This is a genomic window from Anaeromusa acidaminophila DSM 3853 (assembly GCF_000374545.1).
Taxonomy (GTDB): domain Bacteria; phylum Bacillota; class Negativicutes; order Anaeromusales; family Anaeromusaceae; genus Anaeromusa; species Anaeromusa acidaminophila.
In genome coordinates, this window is record NZ_KB894584.1 from 161574 (window position 1) to 182162 (window position 20589).

Consider the following 20589-nt stretch of genomic DNA (forward strand, 5'->3'; position numbering starts at 1 on the left):
TGTCTGGCGTTGCCGTTGCGGGGAGGACCAGATATGTTAAATCAGCTTTTTGGAAACTACTTGTTAAATCAGGGATTGTTGGAACCGGACCAAATTTGCGAAGTCTTGCGGAGGGAATCGTCTAGCCAGGCTCAAGCGGGCCCCTGTGCAGTTGGGCCGGGAATACCAGCAATGCAGCAAGAAGAATCGCTTCCGTTGATGCATCTTATCTTGGAGCAAGGCTACCTGCAGCGTTCCAAGCTGGAACAGGCATGGCAGGAGTTTCACAGAGAATATGATAGCCGAGGAAGGCAAGAATCGACGGTTGATCATCCGTTGCAGCTGTCGTTTCCCTTTTTAGTAGAAAAAGAGGCGGCGATGTATCTCGAAACGTATGTAGCTTTGCTTTTGCACAATACGAAGCAGTTTTTAGAGGCGGCGTCCTATTTGGCGGGTTCAGAAGCGGCTCCAATTAGCAAGAAGGATGGCTATGTAATTACGCAAAAAATTTATGGAGATCAAACTTTTTTTACCGGCTTGCGGCTGCGAAAAAACGTGTTTTTAGAGCTGGCCAGCCGGTTTTACGGGGAAAGGCTGGAACAACTGAATGAATTGGCGATAGACTGCGTCGGAGAGTTTTTGAATGTACATAACGGCGCTTTTTGCAGTCTTCTTTCAAGCAAAGGCGTCTGGGCGGATCTGGAGGCGCAGCAGGCGCAGCCTTTTGGCTGTGAGCTGCAAAGCCGTATTTATCGGCTGGATATTGGTACCTCCTTTGGGCCGTTGGAAATGTTATTTGCCGTGCAGTAGGCGCTGAAAAAATTCTCAAAATGAAACTGGCATTCTTGATTCCGTATGGCAAGAATGCCGGTTTTATTTTTTTAGACAGGATTTAGCGGTTAAAGCGAGAAAAGAAGCATAATAAATAAATCAATAAGAGGAGAGAAGCGAATGAAGAAAGTGTGGCTTGTGTGTGTATTGACAATGCTTTTGGGCATGGGAACGGTCTGGGCGGCGGAAGACAGCGGTAAAGAACCTGGTTTAGGGGAAAAAACAGCGACGATCTTACAAGGCAGTGATAAAGCGTCACAAGATCAAACCAGTAAGCTGCCGCGGGTGGCTTTTCTCTATGTGAATAATGCTAAAACCGATTATGACGCCGAGATTGATGCGAAAATCTTGGATCATATGAAAAAAATAGCCGCAGGCCGCTGGATTCTAGTGGCTGGCGATGCCTATAAGGACAAGCTGGCGGCGATGGGGATTCAAAGCGTTACCATGGCGGAGCGGGCGGATATTCTGGCGGTAGCCAAAGATTCTGACGCCGATGCCTTGCTGGTAGTGGAAATCGAGCCCTTTACGGTTCGCGACGTGATGACCTTCTTTACGGTAGGAAAAAAGGTAACTACATCTATTCCGGTTAAAGCGATTGACAGGCATACGGGACTATACTTATATAATGGCAAATTCGTCGAAATGGGGCAGGATAATACCATGATCGGGGCTCTTGGCAATAAGTCGGTCAGCATGAAAGCTTTGGATCAGTTCTTTAGCAAGTTTGACGTCGTGGTGCCGGATAAGTTTGCCAATGTGAAGCGACTGGATTCGCCTGTAGAAAACAAGTAAACAAGTGTAACTAAAAAAGTAAGAAACCCCAGCGTCTTTTTGAAGGCGCTGGGGTTTCTTACTATAAATTCGCTATGCTTGCTGCGTATTCGGTGTTTTTTTTCTAAGGGAGTGCTGTCTACTTTTCTTATCAATGCTCGGCGGGAAATAGTTTTTTAGCCAATGAAACGAAGTGCTGCAGTTCGGGAGAGGTATTGGTTTTGAGCCAGGCGATGGTAGTGTGCAGAACCGGCTCTGCATGAAATAGCGGGCGGAAGCGGACTCCGCGAGCTTGACTGTGCCCCATGCCTTCGGGGACAAGAGCCACGCCCATGCCGGCGGCGACAAACGTAACGGTAGTTTGCAGTTCGTGGACTTCCTGAGTGATGGTGGGACTGAAGCCTGCTTGGTGGCACTGCTGTAGAGTCAAGTCAAAATAACCTTTTCCCACTGCGCGGGAAGTCATGATAAAATTTTCTTGCGAAAGCTCGCTCAATGCCAAGGGGCCTGGTTGAAAGGCTAGGGGATGGCTAGCGGGAAGGGCGATCATATACGGTTCTTTGTTGATGCTATGGCAGTATACGTCTGGAGCGTCAATTGGCAGGCATAAAAGACCCAGATGGAGTTTGCCGGCTTCGATGTCCCGCAGTTGTTCACTGGTCCCCAATTGTACTAAGGAAAGCTCCATTGAAGGATAAAGAGCTTGGTAAGCGGGAATCAAGCGGGGCATAACGGAAAAGGTGGCGATACCGGCAAACCCGATGGCTAAGCGTCCCAGTTCGCCGCGATGCGCTTTTTGCGCCAGGCGGCAAGCGTCGTCCACTTCGCCGAGAATATGTCGCGCTTTCTCCTGAAATACGGCGCCTGCCGGAGTCAGGGAAATTTTTCGATTTTGCCTTGAAAACAGCGTGAATCCAAGCTCTTCTTCCAAATCATGAATTTGTCGGCTTAAAGGCGGCTGGGCAATTTGCAGACGCTTGGCGGCATGGCCAAAATGCAGTTCATCTGCAACTGCCAGAAAGTAGCGCAAATGACGTAGCTCCATCAGAAGCTCCTTCCTTCAATACTTTTAAAGTATAAGAATGCATCAATTTATATATTGGACAGCATAAAACTTTTTAACTATACTAGCACTACGGACAAAGAGTTGCAAGAAAAGAATAGGGTTTGCAGTTCGAAGAGGAACGTTCGGCTTTTAGAAGTCGGAGGTTCTTTTTTTATTTGTCCTAGTAATAGCAAATACAGAAAGATGGTGGAAGTAATGAAGCATGCTTTGGGGTTAGGGAGACAGAAGCATGAATACCTTTTGCAAAATGTGCAGTTGGTGGATGTAGCCGCTGGCGAAGTGAAAGAAAAAAGTGTTTTGCATATACGAGACGGTTTGATTGAAGGCGTATATTCGTCAGGAGAAAACTTGCCGCGAGTGGCGGAATGCATGGACGGGCAAGGCCGGTATGCGTTGCCGGGCTTGATTGATCTGCATGTGCATTTGGTTTGGGACGGCAGTCCGTCGCCGCTGACAACCATGCGGGACGAAGGGGTATATCAGGCTCTGGGAAGAGGTATTGCCAATGCGCAAGCATCGTTGGCGCAGGGGGTGACAACGGTGCGGGACGTGGGGTCAGTGGATAATGTGGCGGTTGACATCATGGCCTTGGTGGATCGGGGCGTGCTGCTGGGCCCCGATGTGGTGGCGGCGGGAAGCATTATTCAGCCTACCGGCGGTCATGTGCCGGAGCTAGGGCATATCGCGGATTCGCCGGATGAGTTGGTTAAGGCGGTACGAACGATGAAGGCGCGCGGCGCGGCGGCGATCAAGGTAGCCTCTACCGGCGGCGCTTACGGGCCGGAGGAGATTGGTCCTTCGCTGTACTCGCAAAAAGACTTGGAGATTATTGTGCGTGAAGCTCATCGGTTGGGAATGAAGGTAGCTTCGCATTCTCTAGGCAAAATAGGGATTGAAAATGCTGTCTGCGCTGGCGTAGATACTATTGAACACGGGGCGGATATTGCGGACGAGGTATTGCAGCTTATGAAGCGCCAAGGCACGTTTTTAGTCCCAACGCTGGCAGTATACAAAAAGCTGTCTGAAAGCAGCGGCGAAATTCCCGAGGCGTACGTGGAAAAATCGCGCACAGTGACGGCGTGGCATCAAGACACCTTCCGACGCGCCATGGCGTTGGGGGTAGGCATTGCCTTGGGAACGGACGCGGGCTCGCCGAATTTTGGCCCTCATCCGTCTGTATTTGTGGAAATGCAGGCCATGGAAGCTTACGGGATGAAAGCGCTGGATATTTTACGCTGCGCAACTTGCGCCGCCGCTAAAGCGTTGGGACGAGAAGCGACAGTTGGCTCTTTGGAGGAGGGAAAGCAGGCGGATCTTTTGCTGGTGAAGGAGAATCCGCTGCAAAAACTGGCGGCGTTGTTTACGGACAAAAAGGTTATTGCCAAAGGCGTGACGCTGTAGGAAGGGATTAGTAATCGGCGGGGTTAAGAAAGGAGACGATGAATATGAAGGCAGCCTATGCGGTGCAAGAAGAAAAGCGTCTAGGCGGATCTATGGCGAAAGCGGTTTTAGCCGGCTCGGTAGGTAATGCGCTGGAATGGTTTGATTATGGTTTATACGGGTATTTTGCTTCCATTATTTCTTCGCAGTTTTTTTCGTCCAAGGATCCGGTGACGGCGCTCATGCTGTCATTTATTGTCTTTGGCGTGGGCTTTGTCATGCGTCCGGTGGGCGGCCTCGTTTTTGGCCATTATGCGGACCGGGTGGGGCGGCGGCAGGTGCTGACTTGGACGGTCATGCTGATGGGTTTGAGCACCTTTGCCGTAGGCTGCTTGCCTACGTATGCGCAGATCGGCATTTGGGCGCCGATCTTGCTCGCGGTTTGCCGGTTATTGCAGGGAGTTTCTACAGGCGGTGAATGGGGCAGCTGCATGTCTTTCTTGGCGGAGTATTCAACTCCCCACAATCGAGGGTTTATTGTCAGCTGGTCGCAGTTCAGTATTGCCGTGGGCCTGCTTTTAGGTTCCGGGTCCGGCGCGCTCTTAAGCGCTATGCTGTCGCCGGAGGATATGAACGCCTGGGGATGGCGCCTGCCGTTTTGGACCGGGCTGTTGATTGCATGTTTTGGCATGTTTATTCGCAAAAAAGTAGATGAAACGCCAAGCTTTAAGGCGTGCGAGGAAACGCAGGCATTAGCGCAGACGCCGCTCATGGAAGTGCTGCGCAACTATAAAAAAGAAACTGTTTTGAGTTTTGGCATTGTTATCGGCTGGACGATTTCTTACTGGCTGGTTATGGCCTATATGCCGACGTACATTTCTAAAGTCTTGAAATTTCCTCTTTCCGTGGGCTTGTCGCTCAATACGTTGCTGATAGTTGTTTTTATGCTAGCCATTCCTTTTACAGGGATTCTGGCGGATAAAATTGGCCGTAAGCCGGTAATTATAGCAGCTTCGCTGGGCTTTGTTTTGTTGGGATATCCGCTATTCTCCGTACTGAGCACGACGCAGGACTCCATGGTTATGTTGGCGGTTTTAGTGGCGCTGGCTCTTTTGGAAGCGCTCATCTGCGGCGGCGCGACAGTGTACATGACGGAGATTTTTCCGACGAACATTCGCTGTAGCGCTATTGCCATCGGCTATAATATTGCCGTGGCTTGCTTCGGCGGGACGGCTCCTTTTATTTCGACTTGGTTGATTGCTTCCACTGGAGATAATTTGGCTCCCACCTACTACTTGATGGCGGGTTCCATTTTATCATTGTTGGTCATGGTGTTGCTGGCGCATGAGACCAAAGACAAAGAATTGGCCTGAGCGGTCTTTTGAAGAGTCCTTCTTGTAAAGGGGGGCTCTTTTTTTGCTTTTCAAGATAGCCCTTTTAAGGAAGTACGAATTTCATAACTTTTGTTCAAAAATTGCGCCTTGTACTTTTGGTTATTTTATGTTTCGTTTTCTTGCCTTCCTATAGTGTATTATTTTCAAGCGGCAGGATTTGGAAAATGCAAAAAGAATACTTAACCCAATAGTATTCATTGGAGGGGTAGCTATGCGTATTCGCGCGAGGCTGACAATTCTATTTGCCGGATTAACCGGAATATTGCTGATAGCAGCTGCTTTTTTGGGATACTATCTTGTGCAGCGGGAACTGACGGAGAAGATTGAGCGGGAACTTTCAAGCGCTGTGATTATGCATGCAAACGACTTGAACAATAATCTTTTAAGCAAGAAAAAACTGCTGGAAATCAGTTGGTACAATTTGGAGTTTGAGGCGCAGTACGGTAAGATTACACCGGCGATGCTGTCCGGCTACAAGCAGGTGGATCCGGAACTGACGGATATGTATTTTGCTTTTGTAAGCGGGGAATTCATTGACGGCAGCGGCTGGGTGCCGCCAGTAGGCTATGATCCCAGGCAGCGGCCTTGGTATAAGGAAGCCATGGAGGCTGGACGCATTACCGTGACGCCTCCTTACTTTGAGTTTGTAACGCAGCAGATGGCGCTGGCCATTGCGATGCCGGTGCGCAATGCGCAGGGACAGATATATGGGGTTGCCTCAGCGGATGTACTTTTGAAGACGTTAGTGGAGAAGCTAACTTGGGCAACTGAGTATGAAGGCGGTTATGCGTATCTTCTTGATCGGAACGGAACAATATTGTTGCATCCAGAGGCAGCGCTGCTGGGTGTTAATGTAGTACAATCTCCCGACTATCAGAATGATTTAAAAGAGGTCATTCAACGGATGCAGCGGGAGGAGCAGGGGTGGGGACGCTATTTTTACAAGGAGCATCATCGACTTGTGTATTTTAAGCAAGTGCCGGAGGTGCAGTGGACGCTGGTCATGTCGGTGCCGGAAGATGTGGTCTATGCGCCGCTGCGGCAATGGGCGATTCTGTTTTTAGGAATTCTTTTCGCGGCGACAGGGTTGATGGCGGGCGTATCCTTTTGGGTAGCGAAGCGAATTAGCCGTCCGATTGATGAGCTAGTGGGGCAAGTCAAGCGTATTGGCGAGGGAGAAGCCGTAGAAGAGGTCCAGGCTTCCGGTTATGATGAACTGGACGAGTTAGCGGTTGCGTTTAATCGCATGGCCGAAGGGTTGCAGGAATCGTTTAGCGAAATTTCCCGCCAAGGAGAGAAAAATGCGGCGCAGCTTCATTCCTTTCAAGAGGTTACCGGGCATTTAATTACGCAAGGAGAATCGACACAAGCGATATTTGCAGTAGTTACCAAAGATGTCATTCGCTTGGTGGGTGGCCTGCACAGCGTCATCTCTACGTTAAGTGAGAGCAAAGAAAGCTGGGTAGTTCGCCATTCGGCCGGACCTTACAGCTTGCCGGTTGGCTTTCAAAGCGGTCTTTCCGAAGGGATTACCGAAGAAGTACTGCGGCGAGGCGAAGCTGTATTTGTACCGGATTATCATGCGTATGCTAAAGCGTTGTCGTTTTTTAAGGATATTCCCATAGGCAGCTGCTTAGGGTTGCCATTGCAGATTGGCGGAGCGACTATTGGGGTGTTGGTGGTGTCGTGGTCGCAAAAGATGGACGCGATTGATATCAGAACCGACTCCATCTTGCGGCAGTATGCTAATATTGTCTCTACGGCGTTGGCCAGGGCGCAAGACCGTGAACATATGTATGAGCTGGCTTATATTGATGAATTGACCGGGCTGCCTAATCGGCGGAATTTTTATAAGCAGCTGCAGGAAAAACTGGTAGCAGGGGGCGCTCTTCTGACAGGGCACGTTTTTCTGCTGGATTTGGATAATTTGAAGCTGATTAATGATTCGTTGGGGCACAGCCGGGGAGATAATTTCATTTGCTCTGTAGCTGCAGCGCTAAAAAAAGGTATGCCTGTCGGCGGCATGGTAGCCCGGCTGGGCGGCGACGAATTTGGCTTGTGGCTGCCGGAAACGGCATGTAAAGAAGCGGGGCCGCTAGCGGAAGCGTTGTTGCGGGCCATTGAAGCGGGCGAAACAGTGGAGGAGCATCCGTTGCATATAACGGCCAGCATGGGTATTGCCGCGTATCCTCGCGATGGCATGACCGTAGAAGAGTTGCTGCAAAATGCCGATGCTGCTTTATATGAAGCCAAAGACAGCGGTAAAAATGCTTGGCGCATGTGTACAAGGGAATTAGTGCAGGAAAGCAGAGAGAAGCTGTTTTTATCCAACGCCTTGCGCAGCGCCATAGCCAGTTGCGAGTTTAGTCTGGTGTTTCAGCCGATTGTTGATGCTGCCAAGAAGCTGGTCGCCTTTGAAGCGTTGTTGCGGTGGAGCAGCTTAGAATATGGGCAGGTGCCGCCGGGCAAATTCATTCCCCTGGCGGAGCAATGCGGTTTGATGCCGCTCATTGGCCAGTGGGTGATGGAGGAAGCGTGTCGGTTTGCGGTCAAACTAAAGCAGCGCGGCTTAGCGTCGATACGGGTGCATGTGAATGTATCGGCGCAGCAATTGGAGGATGAAGGTTTTTGCAGCATGGTCGATGGACTTTTGCGCGAAAAGCTGCAAGACCGCAATGCCATTATCTTGGAGGTTACGGAAAGTGTGTTTATGGCATCGATCGGGCAGGCGGTAACCAGCTTGCATACATTGAAGCAGCAGGGACTTACTCTTTCTATGGATGATTTTGGGGAGGGATTTTCTTCCTTGGCGCAGTTGCTGCGCTTGCCCTTTGAGTCTTTGAAAATCTCCCGTACGCTGGTGCGGCATTTGGGCGATGATGCACGCCATATGCAATATATTGCCGCCATTGTGGAAATGATGCACGCCTTGAATATGGAAGTAGTCGCCGAAGGCGTGGAAACCGAGCTGGAGTGGCAAAGTGTTGGGAGTTGCGGCTTTGATTTAGTACAGGGCTATTATATTGCGCGTCCTTTGGCGCCGAATGCGGCGTTAGAATGGGCGCAGGAAAACAAAAATCAACAAAGTGTTTAAAAGTTACAAAAAATGTTGACAACGAGTGCGCCTTCTTTTAAGATGGAACTATTCCATTTTGAAAGAAGGCTGTTTTTCTATGAAACGGATGTTGACGGTGTTGGCGGGCTGTCTGGCTATCAGTCTGGGTATTTTGATTTTTAAATATGCGCATATTACCACGGGAGGCACGACCGGTTTGGCCCTTAATTTGGCCTATTGGCTGCAGATTCCCTTTGACGGTTTGTTTTTTGTGGTAAATACGCCTTTTTATATTTTGTCGCTCAAACGGTTGGGGTGGAAGTTTACCGCCAGCACGTTGCTGTCGGTTGTGACCGTAGTCTTGCTGACCGGTGTGGAGCGTATCGCTCCAGCGATGCAGCTAGATCCCTTGTTCGGCGCTCTTGCGGGCGGCGTGCTGGCCGGTTTGGGCTTGTCGCTGCTCTTTATGGGGCAAAGCTCCTTGGGCGGAACCGGCGTGTTGACTGTGTATTTGCAGCAGCGCTATGGCTGGGATCCGGGGAAACTGAATTTCTGCTTTGACGCCGTAATCGTAGGTTCTAGCATAGTAGTGGTCGGTGCCGGGGAAGCTTTGTTTTCAGCGCTGTCCATCGTGGTGGTTTCCAGTGTAATCAGCTTGTTTAGAAAGCGCATCGCCAGTTCCTACCAAGCGCCGGCGGCAAACGCCGAAGCGGCGTAGAAGTTGGGGACGAACAAGAGAATAGGATTGACCGGAGGATACGGCAGAGGGTTACGGAAAAATAGGAGTTCAATCTCGGTATAAAAAGTCGCCTTATGGCGACTTTTTTCAATATGCCAGAAGTTGGCTGGGAAACAAGGAATAGAGCGGTTTTGTGAGAACTACAAATCAAATTTCGCGATTTTCGCGGTTGGATAAAAAATTCGAGAGACGTTGCTAACGAACCGCGAAATACACGAAATACGCGAAAAAGGTTTTCAAGAGATTATGTCTTTCACTTTTTTCTCCTGAGGACCCTCTCGGGACTCCGGTTCTCTTGTTCAATCCTTGTATTTGTTTCTCCTTTGCCAGAATGATATGATAGAGGCAAAGGCGGTGAATGGTTTGCAAAAAGAAGCGGCTCTGGAATTTTTGGATCGCTTGGCGGCAGGAGTGGCCCAGATGTTTGGCCCGTCCTGCGAAGTGGTAATCCATGACATGAACAATAAAGAAAGCTCTATCGTCTCGATCTATCACGGCGAGGTGACCAAGCGCCAGGTGGGTGACAGCTTGTCTATTTTGGGCGTGCAGAAGCTGGACGAGTTTTTTGAGGGCCGGGACTTTGTAAACAGCCAAGGAAAAACCAAGGAGGGGCGGCTTTTAAAAAGCTCCACCTTTCATTTGCGCGGCGAAGACTATCATTATGCCATCGGCATTAATTACGACTATACCCATCTAGACTTAGCCAAATCGGTACTGGCGGAGCTGACAGCCGTGGGTGCGCCGATAGAGGAGGAGCTTCATGGCGCGGCGCCTACGTTGGATTCTATTTTTGAGGCTTGCCTGCAGCGTTTGGGAAAACCCGTCGCGCTGCTTAACCGTGAGGATCGGCTGCAAATGATTGCGCTGCTGAGCGAGCAAGGGGCGTTTCAATTTGCCAAAAGCATTCCTACGATTGCGGAAAAATTAAATGTGTCTCGCTTTACCATCTATAAGTATTTAAAAGAGCGATCTTGAGAAATTTGAACAAGAGAACCGACATCCATAAGGACTTTCTTGGCCCAGGCGGCAGGATTTTGAAGGACAACGTATAATATCACAGTAGAGAGAAATGCGGGAAAGCAGCGTGGCGGCGTTGGCTTTCCTTTTTTTGCATAGCAAGGAGTGTTGGGGATTGGCGGAGCAGCGCAGGCAGTTGGTAGCCCGCAATTTTTGGGAAAGCGTGCCTTTGGAAAAACGGGCTTTTGTCGCCGCGAGGCTGCCGGAGTATTTGGCCAGACTTTCCGGGCCGCTGTTTGCCCAGACCAAAGGGATGTATGTCCGCTCGCTCCAGGGCGGCGCGCGGACGGTTTATAAATTTCGCGTCAACAGCGGGGATCGAATTTTGTTTTTGTATGCCCGGGATATACCGGGGTTGCGCCGGGAGGTGGCTCCGGACAGCGTGGTGCTGCTGGAGTACTGCAAGCATGACGAGCAGGTGAGGCGAGGCGTCTCCTTGCAGGCGGAGGCGGCGGTTGCCGGGGCTGAGGAAGCGGCTTTTTGCGAAGAACCCTATGAAGAAACCGGAGAGAGCGAGTCCTTGCGTCGCAGCCAGCAATATTGGGGCAATGTGCCGCAAATTTTGGATGCCGCCGCTTGGTATTTGACGACCGATGAAGGCTTGGCGCGTTTGGTGGAAGAAGGCCGGGGCGACTGGCAGTTGTACCTCAGCCAGGAGCAGTATGATTGCGTACGCAGCGAAGGAGAGCCTTTGTTTTTGGCCGGCGGCGCCGGTACAGGCAAGTCCACAGTGGGTTTACATAAGCTGATGGCGCGAAGCTTTCAAGCGGTCAAACTGGGTTATTTTACGTACGCAAAGCGCCTGCGAGATGACACGCAGGCATTGTATGAGGCTTGGCGCGAGGGCGAGGCGGAACCGGTGCAGGCGCAAACGGAATTTCATTGTGTCGCGTCTTACTGTCGGGAATGCTTGAACGTTCGGGAAAAAGCCATGGTATCCTTCCGAACTTTTGAAAATCAGTTTTGGCGAATCTACGGGAGCGTCAGCAGCTTCTCTGCTGCCGACGCTTGGCAGGAGATTCGGGGGCTTTTAAAAGGAGGCATGGGCCGGCACTGGCTGCGGCAAGATTTGCTGTTGCAGCGGGAATATCCAGTCGCGGCAGAAACGGCGCAGTGGCTGGAAGCGATTGGCTTCTGGGAGGAAGACGGTCACGGCTGGTGGCGCATTCTTCGCCGTGACGGCAGTCTGGTTTTATTTCAAGGCGCTCTAGGAGCGCCTTCGAACCTGGTGAAAAAAGAAGCATTAGCGCTTTTGGCAAGGCTGCAGCGAGAAATCCATTGGTTGCCGCTTTTGCCAAAGGCTACGTATTTGCAGCTGCCGTCGGATCATTCGCTCTTTGGACCGGAGCAACGCGAGCTGCTTTATGAATTGGCGCTGCAGTACCAGCAGTGGCTGGAAAGCCAAAAGCTGCTGGATGAAAATGATATGGCCCGACAAGGGCTTGCCAGGCTGGCGGCGGGGACGCTGCAACCGGAATTTGACTACTTGGTGATTGATGAAGTACAGGACTTAAGTGAGCTGCAGCTTTACTTTTTGTTGGCCTGCAAGAAGCACAACGACCATGATTTCCATTCTTTTTTGTTCAGCGGCGATGTGCAGCAGACCATTAATCCGACGTATTTCGACTTTGGACGCCTGCGCATGCCTTTCCATTATCGCGGGCATCTGCGGACCCAGCTGCGGGTGTTGACGAAAAACTATCGTTGTCGGGAACCGATTGTGGCTTTAGGCAACGCGCTGGCGCAGCTTCGCAGCCGCTGGTGCGGCGCTTCGGACCAGGAAGAAACGCAGCTGCTGCAGCCGCTTTTACCGGGCGTGTTCAAACCGCAATGGCTGCAGGCGCAGCCGGATAATGCCAGAGAACTGCTGACGGCGGCGGCGGATGTGCAGCGCGGTTATGTGACGGTGTTGGTAGCCAACGAACAGGAGAAAAAACGCTTATTGTCCGACGGCTACGGACGGCATAATGTCTACACCGTTCAGGAATTCAAAGGGGCGGAGGATGATTACATTATTGCCTATCGCCTGCTTAGCTCGGCCAAGGAATCTTGGGAAGAGCTGCTGAACGGTCAAGGGCGGGGGCAACTGCGTCTGCGGTATCAGGCCAACTTGCTCTATGTAGCCATTACGAGAGCCAAAGAGCGTTTGTGCTTCTATGAAGATGAACCGCCGGCAGGAGTGCTGGCGGAACTGGCGAATTGGCTGGAGGAGGTAGCGGTATTTGATGCATCGCGTCTGGGCCTGCAGGGGCTTTCAGAAGCGGCGGCGCTGTTGGACAAGGCCCGGGAACGCGAGCGCGAAGAATATTACCTGGATGCCAGCGACTTATATGCCCAAGCTGGCGATGATATCTCCGCTTCCCGCTGTTTGGGGGCGGAAGCCGAGGCGTCAGGACAGGTGGCGGAGGCCTTAGCGCACTATGAGCGGGCCGGTGAATGGGAACGTGTGCTGAATTTGGCAAAAGATACGGGCTATGAAGCTGCGGCGCTGCGAGCCATGCTTCACTTGCATCGCTCCTACGAAGAAATAGAAGCGTATTTTGAGCCTCATGAAGAACGCTTGCCGCCCGTTCTGGCGGCTATTTCCCGGGAAAAGGGAATGGCGTCTTTGGTTGTAGAGAGCTATTGGCTGCCTAAAATGCAAAGTTTTACGCAGGCCTGCGAGGAATGCGCCTATGAACTGGAATTTCTTTCTCTGGCGAAAGCGGAAGGAGGCAACCCTTAATGGAAGAAACGGAAATTCAGGTACTGCTGCATCAATTTAGTCAAAGCAGTAATGCCTTGAAGAAGGTTACGAAACGGATTATCGCATTGCAGACGCTGGCCCAGGAGCTGCAGGACGCGGCCAGCGCTTTTGAAGAAGAACAGCCTATGGAGGCGGTGGTAGAGCATTTGGAAAAGCAGTTGGGCAGCTTTGTTTCCGTGCAGAGCGAGCTTAAAAGCCTGCGTCAGGATCAGGAGGAATTGCAGGGGCAAATGCGTCTGCTGGAAGAAAGAGTGGAGGCGTTGAGCCGTGGCCAGGAAGAGCTGCATCAGGACGTGAAGGAATGCAAGTCGCTCTTGCAAGAATCCCTGGCTGTGCAGCGAGCGTTTTTGGACCGACTGCCGCCGGCGGCGGAAGAAGAGGAGTAAGGAGGTTTGAATTATGTTATATCGTACATTCGGCAAGACTAAGCAACAGGTTTCGGCACTGGGCTTTGGCTGTATGCGTTTGCCTGTAGTGAATGGTGGCGACCCGACACAGATTGACGAGTCTAAAGCCATCCCGATGATTCGGGCGGCGATCGACGCCGGCGTTAATTATGTGGATACCGCGTACCCGTATCATGGAACCGGTTTTGCCTCCGGAGGCGCCAGTGAGCCTTTTGTAGGCAAGGCGCTTCAGGACGGTTACCGAGAAAAAGTATTTTTGGCGACGAAAATGCCTTGCTGGCTGGTGAAAAGCCGCGAAGATATGGAGCGGTATTTAAACGAACAGCTTGAAAGGTTGCAGACGGATCATATTGACTTTTATCTGCTGCACTCGCTCAACGTGGAGACGTGGCCAGTGGTTCGCGACGCCGGAGTTTTTGAGTTTTTGGATGCGGCTATTGCGGATGGACGGATTCGTTATGCCGGTTTTTCCTTTCATGACAAGCTGGCTCTTTTCAAAGAGATTGTTGACGCCTACGATTGGTCGTTTTGTCAGATTCAGTACAATTACCTGGACGAGGCCTATCAGGCGGGAACGGAAGGACTTCAATACGCCGCTGCCAAAGGGTTGGGCGTAGTCATCATGGAGCCGCTGCGAGGCGGAAATTTGGTGAATTTGCCGGACGCAGCCAAAGACATTTTGGCGCAAGGTGGCCAGGATCGTTCGCCTGCGGAATGGGGGCTGCGCTGGGTGTGGGATCACCCGGAGGTGTCTGTTGTGCTTAGCGGTATGAATGCTTCAGAACAAGTGGAAGAGAATTTGCGCGTCGCGTCGATGGCGGCGCCGGGAAATCTAAATGACGAAGAGCGGCAGTTGGTGGGGACGGTAAAAACGCTGCTCAAAGAGCGCATTCGCGTTAATTGCACGGCTTGTTCGTATTGCATGCCCTGCCCTGTGGGCATCAATATTCCGCGGATGTTTTCTATTTATAATGATGATTCTATGTTTGATGGAGCGCCGGAAACTCGCCGGGCCTATACGGTAGTATCAAAATTGGCGGCGCCGATTTCGGCTTGTGTGGAATGCGGTAAATGCGCTAGCCACTGTCCGCAGGGGATTGCAATCCCGGAGGAATTGAAAAAAGTGCGGACGCAATTTGAAGGTTAGAAAGAAGGATATCCATTCATGACAAATGCAGCAGACTGGCTGCTCTATAACTCCCGCATTTGGACGGGCGAGGCGGAGCAACCTTGGGCTCAGGCGCTGGCGGTACGCGGCGAGCGCATCCTTGCGGTGGGCGCAGACGAAGAAATAAAGAAACTGGCCGGCTTGAACACGTCCTGCGTAGATGCAGGCGGCAAGCTGGTACTGCCTGGTTTTATCGACAATCATACCCACTTTTTGATCGGCGGTTTTCAACTGTTGTCGCTGGATTTGCGGGCGGTAACGTGCAAAGAAGAATTTATCGCCGCCGTCCGGCAGCGGGCGGCGCAGCTACCGGACGGGGCTGTTTTAGGAGGAGGCGGTTGGAGCAACGACCAATGGACGCAGACCGACCTGCCCCAGCGTTCCTGGGTGGATTCCTTTACGATGGAAAGACCTGTTTTTTTGCATCGCAGCGACCTGCACATCGCCTTTGCCAACAGCGCGGCGTTGCGCCTGGCGGGTATCGATAAAAACACGCCGGACCCGGTGGGGGGACAAATTCTGAGGGATAAGGCTACCGGCGAGCCCACAGGCATTTTGAAAGATAATGCAGTGAAGCTGCTGCAGGAAAAGCTGCCTGCGCCGTCGCCGGAAGAATACGATCAGGCCTTGCAGGCGGCCATGGACTGCGCTCTTCGCTCCGGCGTCACCTCGGTACAGGATGTGACGGCCTGGCGGGATTGGCTGGACTGGGAGTGCCTGCTGCGCTTTCAGAAAAAGCAGGCCTTGTCGGTGCGCATTTACGCGCGCACGCAGATTCATGAATGGGAAAAGCAGCCGCAGCTGCGCCAAGACGGCTTTGCCGACGATGCCTGGCTGCGCCTGGGTGGAGTCAAAGGCTTTGTAGACGGCTCCCTTGGCTCCGGCACGGCCTACATGTGCGAACCCTACAATGACGCGCCGGAAACTTGCGGCCTCTTGACGGAACAGATGCTGCCGAAAGGCATTATGAAGGAACGGCTGGCGGCGGCGGACCGCTCCGGGCTGGCGGCATCGCTGCACGCCATTGGCGACAAGGCCAATCAGCTGCTCTTAGATATTTTTGAAGAAGTCCAGGCCGAAAACGGCCCGCGAGATCGGCGTTTCCGCATTGAGCATGCGCAGCATTTGCGCCGCGAAGATATCGCACGCATGGCGCGTTTGGGCGTGTTAGCGTCGGTGCAGCCGGGGCATGTGGCGGATGACGGCTGTTGGGCGGAAAAACGCATTGGCCCAGAGCGCTGCCGTACGACTTATGCCTTCCGCTCACTTTTGGAGGCTGGCGTGTCCCTTTCCTTCGGGACCGATTGGCCTGTAGTGCCTTTAGACCCTTTTCAGGGTATTTACACAGCGGTGACGCGGCGGACGCTGGACGGACGCTACCCAAACGGCTGGGTGCCGGAAGAAAAGCTGAAGCTCGAAGATGCCGTGCGCGCCTATACCTTGGGCGGCGCTTATGCGGAGTTCAGCGAGCAGGAAAAAGGATCTTTAAAAGTAGGTAAACTGGCGGATTTAGTCATGGTATCGCAGGACATTTTCCAGGTTCCCGTGGATGAACTGCCGCAGACCAAGGTGCTGCTGACCATGGTCGGCGGCCAGGTTCGCTACTGCGCCGAAGAGTAAAAATACGAGAAAGAGCTTGAACAAGAGTCGCGGGAGAATCGGAGGGTACGCACGAGGATTAGCAAATGCGGCGAATCCCTCCGCCGCTGAGGCGGTACCTCCCTTTGGCAAGGGAGGCAAGGTTTAGGATTTGGTCTGTCGAGATGCTGAGACAAAAGGTCCCCCTTGCGAAAGGGGGATGACTCGCAGGGCCAGGGGGATTTAAAAATCGAGGCGATATAAATGCATCGCAAGCATAATAAGGCGCTTACTGTTTATGCTCGGCAATTGAGAAAAGCTATGACGAAGGAAGAACGAAAGCTTTGGTATGAATTTTTGCGTGAGTATCCGGTGCGGTTTTTACGACAAAAAGTAATTGGCCAGTACATTGTTGATTTCTATTGTGCTCAAGCTGGCTTGGTTTTGGAAGTAGATGGCGGCCAGCATTATGAAGAAGAAAATCTTATTCAGGATAAATTGCGTAGTGTAACTTTGGGGCAATACGGACTTGAAGTGCTGCGGTTTAGTAATTTAGAAGTTAAAGAAAACTTTTTCGGCGTCTGCGAAGCCATTGAATTACGGCTTAAAACACGCCTGGAAGAAAAAAGTACGAATCTCTCCACCGCTGACACCTCCTTTTGGCAAGGGAGGCAGGTTCTGTCGAGGGGCTGAGACAAAATGTCCCCCTTGCTAAAGGGGGATGGCCCGCAGGGCCAGGGGGATATATTTGACATACTTCTTTTAGAGTGCTATGCTAATTCAAACAAACGATTGTTTGAAATGGGAGGCGAATGAAAATGGAAGATAAGGACAGCCGAGTCAAGCTGTTGGAGATAGCGACGGATCTGTTTGCCTGCAAGGGATTTGCGGACGTATCGGTGCGGGAGCTGACGCAGCAGGCGAAGCTCAATGTGTCGGCGGTATCCTATCATTTTGGCGGCAAAGAAGGCCTATACCAAGCCGTGCTGGAAGAGCAGTTCCGGCCCATTCGAGAGAGCATGGAAACGATGCAGGCGCAAACGCCGTCAACGCCGATTGCCAAGCTGGAAATGTATGCGAAACGAGTAACCTACATTCACGGGCAACGCCCCTATTTGTCACGGTTTATCATGCGAGAGCTGCTGAAGCCGACTGCTTATGGCGGGCCGATTGTGGAGCGGCATTTAGGGGAAGTCTATCAATTTGTCATGGAGACGCTGCGCGAAGGGATGGAGCAGGGCCTGTTTCGACAAGGCCTGGATGTGGCCCATGCGGCGGTGTCTATGGCGGGCATTCTTAATTTTTATTTTATCACCAAGCCGCTGGCGGAAAAAATGGTGCCTTTGGGGGAAGATTCGGACGCTAGTTATGCGATACAGGCATTTCAGCTGTATTTATACGGCATTGTAGATTCGAAGACAAAAGGAAACGAGAATAGGTGAACATAATGAAAGATAAAAAGAAGTTATTTCGGATTGCCTTGCTTTTTTTATTGCTGGCGGCGATTGGCGGCGGCTGGTATGTTTGGCAGGACGGCAAGGTTACGACGGACAATGCCGCGATTGAAGGGACTATTGTAACCTTGAGTCCCAAAGTGCAGGGGTATGTCAAAGCGGTGCATATTAAAGATAATCAGGTCGTAAAAGCCGGCGATGTGCTGGTGGAAATCGATCCGTCAGACTATCAGATCAAGCGAGATCGGGCGGCTGCGGCCTTGGCGGCAGCAAAAGCGGCTGCTAGTGCAGCGCAAAACACTCTGGCGACGACGTCTGTTTCCGCTCCGTCCGGCTTGGAAGGCGCCCGGGCGCAGGTCGCGTCGGCGCAGGCGAACTGGGAGAAAGCGGCAGCGGACCGGCAGCGTATGGAAAGCCTTTTCCGTGAAGGCGCCTGCTCGCAGCAGCAGTGGGATCAAGCGGTAGCTACGGAAGCCTCGTTGCGGGCCGCGCTGGAGAAAAGCCAGGCCGACGCTCGTTCGGCGTCAACAGCGCCTAGCGTGATTGCCACGGCGCAAAGCACGACAGAGCAACTGGCCGCGCAGGTACGGCAGGCGGAAGTCGAGCTGGCCCAGGCGGAGCAGGACTTGACGAATACAAAAATTATTGCCCCAGTAGATGGCCGGATTACTAAACGAAGCGTGGAACTAGGAAACTACGTTCAGGCCGGGCAACAATTAGGCTCATTAGTGGGAACGGACTTGTGGGTTGTGGCTAATTTTAAGGAAACCCAGCTTAAGCGCATGCGTCCGGGACAGGCGGCGGAAATACGCATTGACGCTTATCCCGGCGTGACTCTCCGCGGACGCGTGGACAGCTTGCAGGCGGGTACGGGCGCGCATTTTTCCTTGTTTCCGGCGGAAAATGCCACAGGTAACTTTGTAAAAGTAGTGCAGCGGGTGCCTGTCAAAATCGTCTTGGAAGCGCAGCCGGAAAGCTCTATTCATCTGGGGCCGGGCATGTCGGTAGAGCCTACGGTCTTTACGGAAGGAACGGTCCTTTAAGATGGAAGCGGCCATGCATCGTCCCGAACGGCCTTTTTTGGTTTCCGTAGTGGTCAGTTTGGCGGCGTTTATGGAAGTACTGGATACCACCATTGCCAATGTGGCGTTGGCGTATATCGCAGGTTCGTTGGGGGCGAGTTCCGAGGAGAGTACCTGGATTTTAACGTCGTATCTTGTAGCGAACGGCATTGTATTGCCCTTATCCGGCTGGCTTTCGGCGTTGATGGGGCGGAAAAACTTTTTCATTGTCTGCATTCTTGGTTTTACGGCCGCGTCGTTTTTGTGCGGCATTGCAACCTCTCTAGCGATGCTGATCGTATGCCGTTTGTTGCAAGGGTTGGCCGGAGGGGGCTTGCAGCCGGCGCAGCAGGCCATTATCAAGGACAGCTTTCCGCCGGAGAAGCTGGGGTTGGCCTTTGCCATTACCGGCATTACTACGGTGCTGGCGCCGATTATTGGCCCTGTATTGGGCGGTTATATTACGGATCACTTTAATTGGCGCTGGATTTTCTTCATGAATGTTCCTGTGGGAATTTTAGCGGCGTTTTTAGTACGCATGCTGGTGGAAGATCCGCCGACAGCGCGTAAGCAGATAGTGCCTTCCATCGATTATATCGGTTTGGGTTTGATCGCGTTAGGCTTGGGGGCGCTGCAGATTGTTCTGGATAAGGGACAGCAGGAAGACTGGTTTGACAGTTCCTTTATTCTCCTGTTTGCCGTTATTTCGGCAGCGGCGTTGGTATTGGCTGTCATGTGGCTTTTGAAGCAGGAAAAGCCGGTGGTGGAATTGCGGCTCCTTGCCATGCCCAGCTTTGGGCTGCCTTGTATTATGATGTTTTTTGTGGGATTTGCCCTGTACTCCGGGACGGCGCTGTTGCCTATGCTGGTGCAGACCTATTACGGCTACGACGCTACCTTAGCCGGGCTGCTTTTATCACCTGGGGGGCTAGTGGTCTTTTTCATCATGCCTTTTGTGGGTAAGCTGGTGAATCGCGTCCAGGCGCGGTATCTTGTAGCTTTTGGCATGGCGGCCATGGCAGGCGGCATGTGGGCGACCAGCCTTTTGACGCCGCAAAGCGATTGCGAAATGTTTGTGATGGTTCGCATCTTGCAGACCATTGGCTTGCCCTTTCTGTTTGTTCCAGTAACGACGCTGGCGTTTTCGCGCATTCCCCCTGCGCAGAGCAGCAATGCTTCGGCGATTATTTCTCTCATGCGCAACTTGGGGGGCAGCGTAGGCATTGCCTTAGTGACGAACGAAATGATTCACAGCCAGCAACGGGAACAAGCGTATTTGGTGCAACATTTGAGCGCCGCAGAACCGGTCTATAACCAAGCGTTAGCAGCGGCGAAACAAGCGTTGTTGCAGTTAGGCGTTTCGCCAAACGACGCCGGGCCGATGGCGATGGGCAAGCTTTATCAGGAAATGCTGCATCAAGCAGGCATTCTGGCGTACCGGGACGCCTTCCTGTTCCTGGCGACTTTGCTCTGCATTATGGCCGTAGGAGCTCTTTTCATGCCGGATAATCTAAAAAAGAAAGAACCGGAAGCCGATAAACCGGCGGCTAGTGAAGTCTAGGCTGGTATTGCCGGATCAGGGAAAGTCATAGAAAAAGACCGTAATCCTTGAACTGACCCCCAAAAGTTAGACCTTAAAAATCTAACTTTTGGGGGTCGGTTTTTTTTGGCAAAATATAGTTTTGAATTTAAATTAAAAGTAGTTCAAGAGTATCTTAACGGCAAAGGTGGATATGTATTTTTAAGCAAAAAGTATAATATTCCTGCAATAAAAGATATCCAGAAATGGGTTGCAATATACAACAGATTGGGTGAAGATGGGTTATTGCGAAGCAGAAAAAATCAAACGTACTCTTTGGATTTTAAACTTCATGTAGTAGAGTTATATTTAACAACAGAAGTTTCTTATCAGGAATTAGCACTGCAATTGGGAATGAATA

Annotated in this window: 17 protein-coding genes; 16 read left to right on the forward strand and 1 reads right to left on the reverse strand. The window is 51.8% G+C overall.

Annotated features, from left to right (window positions below; translation table 11 throughout):
- Positions 1-33 precede the first annotated feature (33 nt).
- Both C508_RS0103490 and C508_RS0103495 read left to right on the forward strand, forming a co-directional pair.
- Entirely contained in the window at positions 34-789 is a 756-nt protein-coding gene (locus C508_RS0103490) for a hypothetical protein (protein WP_018702156.1), read from the forward strand.
- Positions 790-930: 141 nt separating this feature from the next.
- Complete coding sequence (locus tag C508_RS0103495) at positions 931-1605, forward strand: hypothetical protein (RefSeq protein ID WP_018702157.1); 675 nt, start codon at positions 931-933, stop codon at positions 1603-1605.
- Between the two features lie 130 nt (positions 1606-1735).
- Here the strand turns inward: C508_RS0103495 and C508_RS0103500 are convergent, their stop codons facing one another.
- Positions 1736-2629 carry a LysR family transcriptional regulator gene (locus tag C508_RS0103500; protein WP_018702158.1) on the reverse strand — a complete coding sequence of 298 codons (894 nt, stop codon included), beginning with the start codon at positions 2627-2629 and terminating at the stop codon, positions 1736-1738.
- Between the two features lie 216 nt (positions 2630-2845).
- Between C508_RS0103500 and C508_RS0103505 the strand changes: the two genes are divergently transcribed.
- The 14 genes from C508_RS0103505 to C508_RS20545 form a co-directional block, all read left to right on the forward strand.
- Positions 2846-4051, forward strand: coding sequence for a metal-dependent hydrolase family protein (locus tag C508_RS0103505; protein ID WP_018702159.1), 1206 nt, complete (start codon positions 2846-2848; stop codon positions 4049-4051).
- A 44-nt stretch (positions 4052-4095) separates the two neighbouring features.
- Complete coding sequence (locus tag C508_RS0103510) at positions 4096-5403, forward strand: MFS transporter (RefSeq protein WP_018702160.1); 1308 nt, start codon at positions 4096-4098, stop codon at positions 5401-5403.
- 232 nt (positions 5404-5635) lie between these two features.
- Positions 5636-8518 carry a bifunctional diguanylate cyclase/phosphodiesterase gene (locus tag C508_RS19330; protein WP_018702161.1) on the forward strand — a complete coding sequence of 961 codons (2883 nt, stop codon included), beginning with the start codon at positions 5636-5638 and terminating at the stop codon, positions 8516-8518.
- A gap of 79 nt (positions 8519-8597) precedes the next feature.
- On the forward strand, positions 8598-9197 hold the full coding sequence (locus C508_RS0103520) for a YitT family protein (protein ID WP_018702162.1): 600 nt from the start codon (positions 8598-8600) through the stop codon (positions 9195-9197).
- Between the two features lie 375 nt (positions 9198-9572).
- Positions 9573-10193 (forward strand): helix-turn-helix transcriptional regulator, encoded by a 621-nt coding sequence (locus tag C508_RS0103525; RefSeq protein ID WP_018702163.1) that lies wholly within the window; start codon positions 9573-9575, stop codon positions 10191-10193.
- A gap of 94 nt (positions 10194-10287) precedes the next feature.
- A complete protein-coding gene (locus tag C508_RS0103530) occupies positions 10288-12960 on the forward strand; it encodes a helicase domain-containing protein (protein WP_018702164.1) in 2673 nt (890 codons plus the stop codon).
- Positions 12960-13367: a hypothetical protein gene (locus C508_RS0103535; protein ID WP_018702165.1), complete on the forward strand. Its 408-nt coding sequence runs from the start codon at positions 12960-12962 to the stop codon at positions 13365-13367. Before C508_RS0103530 ends, C508_RS0103535 begins: the two co-directional genes overlap by 1 nt.
- 13 nt (positions 13368-13380) lie before the next feature.
- Positions 13381-14535 (forward strand): aldo/keto reductase, encoded by a 1155-nt coding sequence (locus tag C508_RS0103540; protein ID WP_018702166.1) that lies wholly within the window; start codon positions 13381-13383, stop codon positions 14533-14535.
- Positions 14536-14553: 18 nt separating this feature from the next.
- A complete protein-coding gene (locus tag C508_RS0103545; RefSeq protein WP_018702167.1) occupies positions 14554-16176 on the forward strand; it encodes an amidohydrolase in 1623 nt (540 codons plus the stop codon).
- 222 nt (positions 16177-16398) lie between these two features.
- Positions 16399-16827: an endonuclease domain-containing protein gene (locus C508_RS0103550; RefSeq protein ID WP_018702168.1), complete on the forward strand. Its 429-nt coding sequence runs from the start codon at positions 16399-16401 to the stop codon at positions 16825-16827.
- A 125-nt stretch (positions 16828-16952) separates the two neighbouring features.
- Positions 16953-17576 (forward strand): TetR/AcrR family transcriptional regulator, encoded by a 624-nt coding sequence (locus tag C508_RS0103560; RefSeq protein WP_018702170.1) that lies wholly within the window; start codon positions 16953-16955, stop codon positions 17574-17576.
- A 5-nt stretch (positions 17577-17581) separates the two neighbouring features.
- Positions 17582-18631: an HlyD family secretion protein gene (locus tag C508_RS0103565; RefSeq protein WP_018702171.1), complete on the forward strand. Its 1050-nt coding sequence runs from the start codon at positions 17582-17584 to the stop codon at positions 18629-18631.
- 1 nt (position 18632) lies between these two features.
- Positions 18633-20210: a DHA2 family efflux MFS transporter permease subunit gene (locus C508_RS0103570; protein ID WP_018702172.1), complete on the forward strand. Its 1578-nt coding sequence runs from the start codon at positions 18633-18635 to the stop codon at positions 20208-20210.
- A gap of 105 nt (positions 20211-20315) precedes the next feature.
- Positions 20316-20589, forward strand: a 274-nt coding sequence (locus C508_RS20545; RefSeq protein WP_018702173.1) for a helix-turn-helix domain-containing protein, incomplete at its 3' end; no start/stop codon positions are given.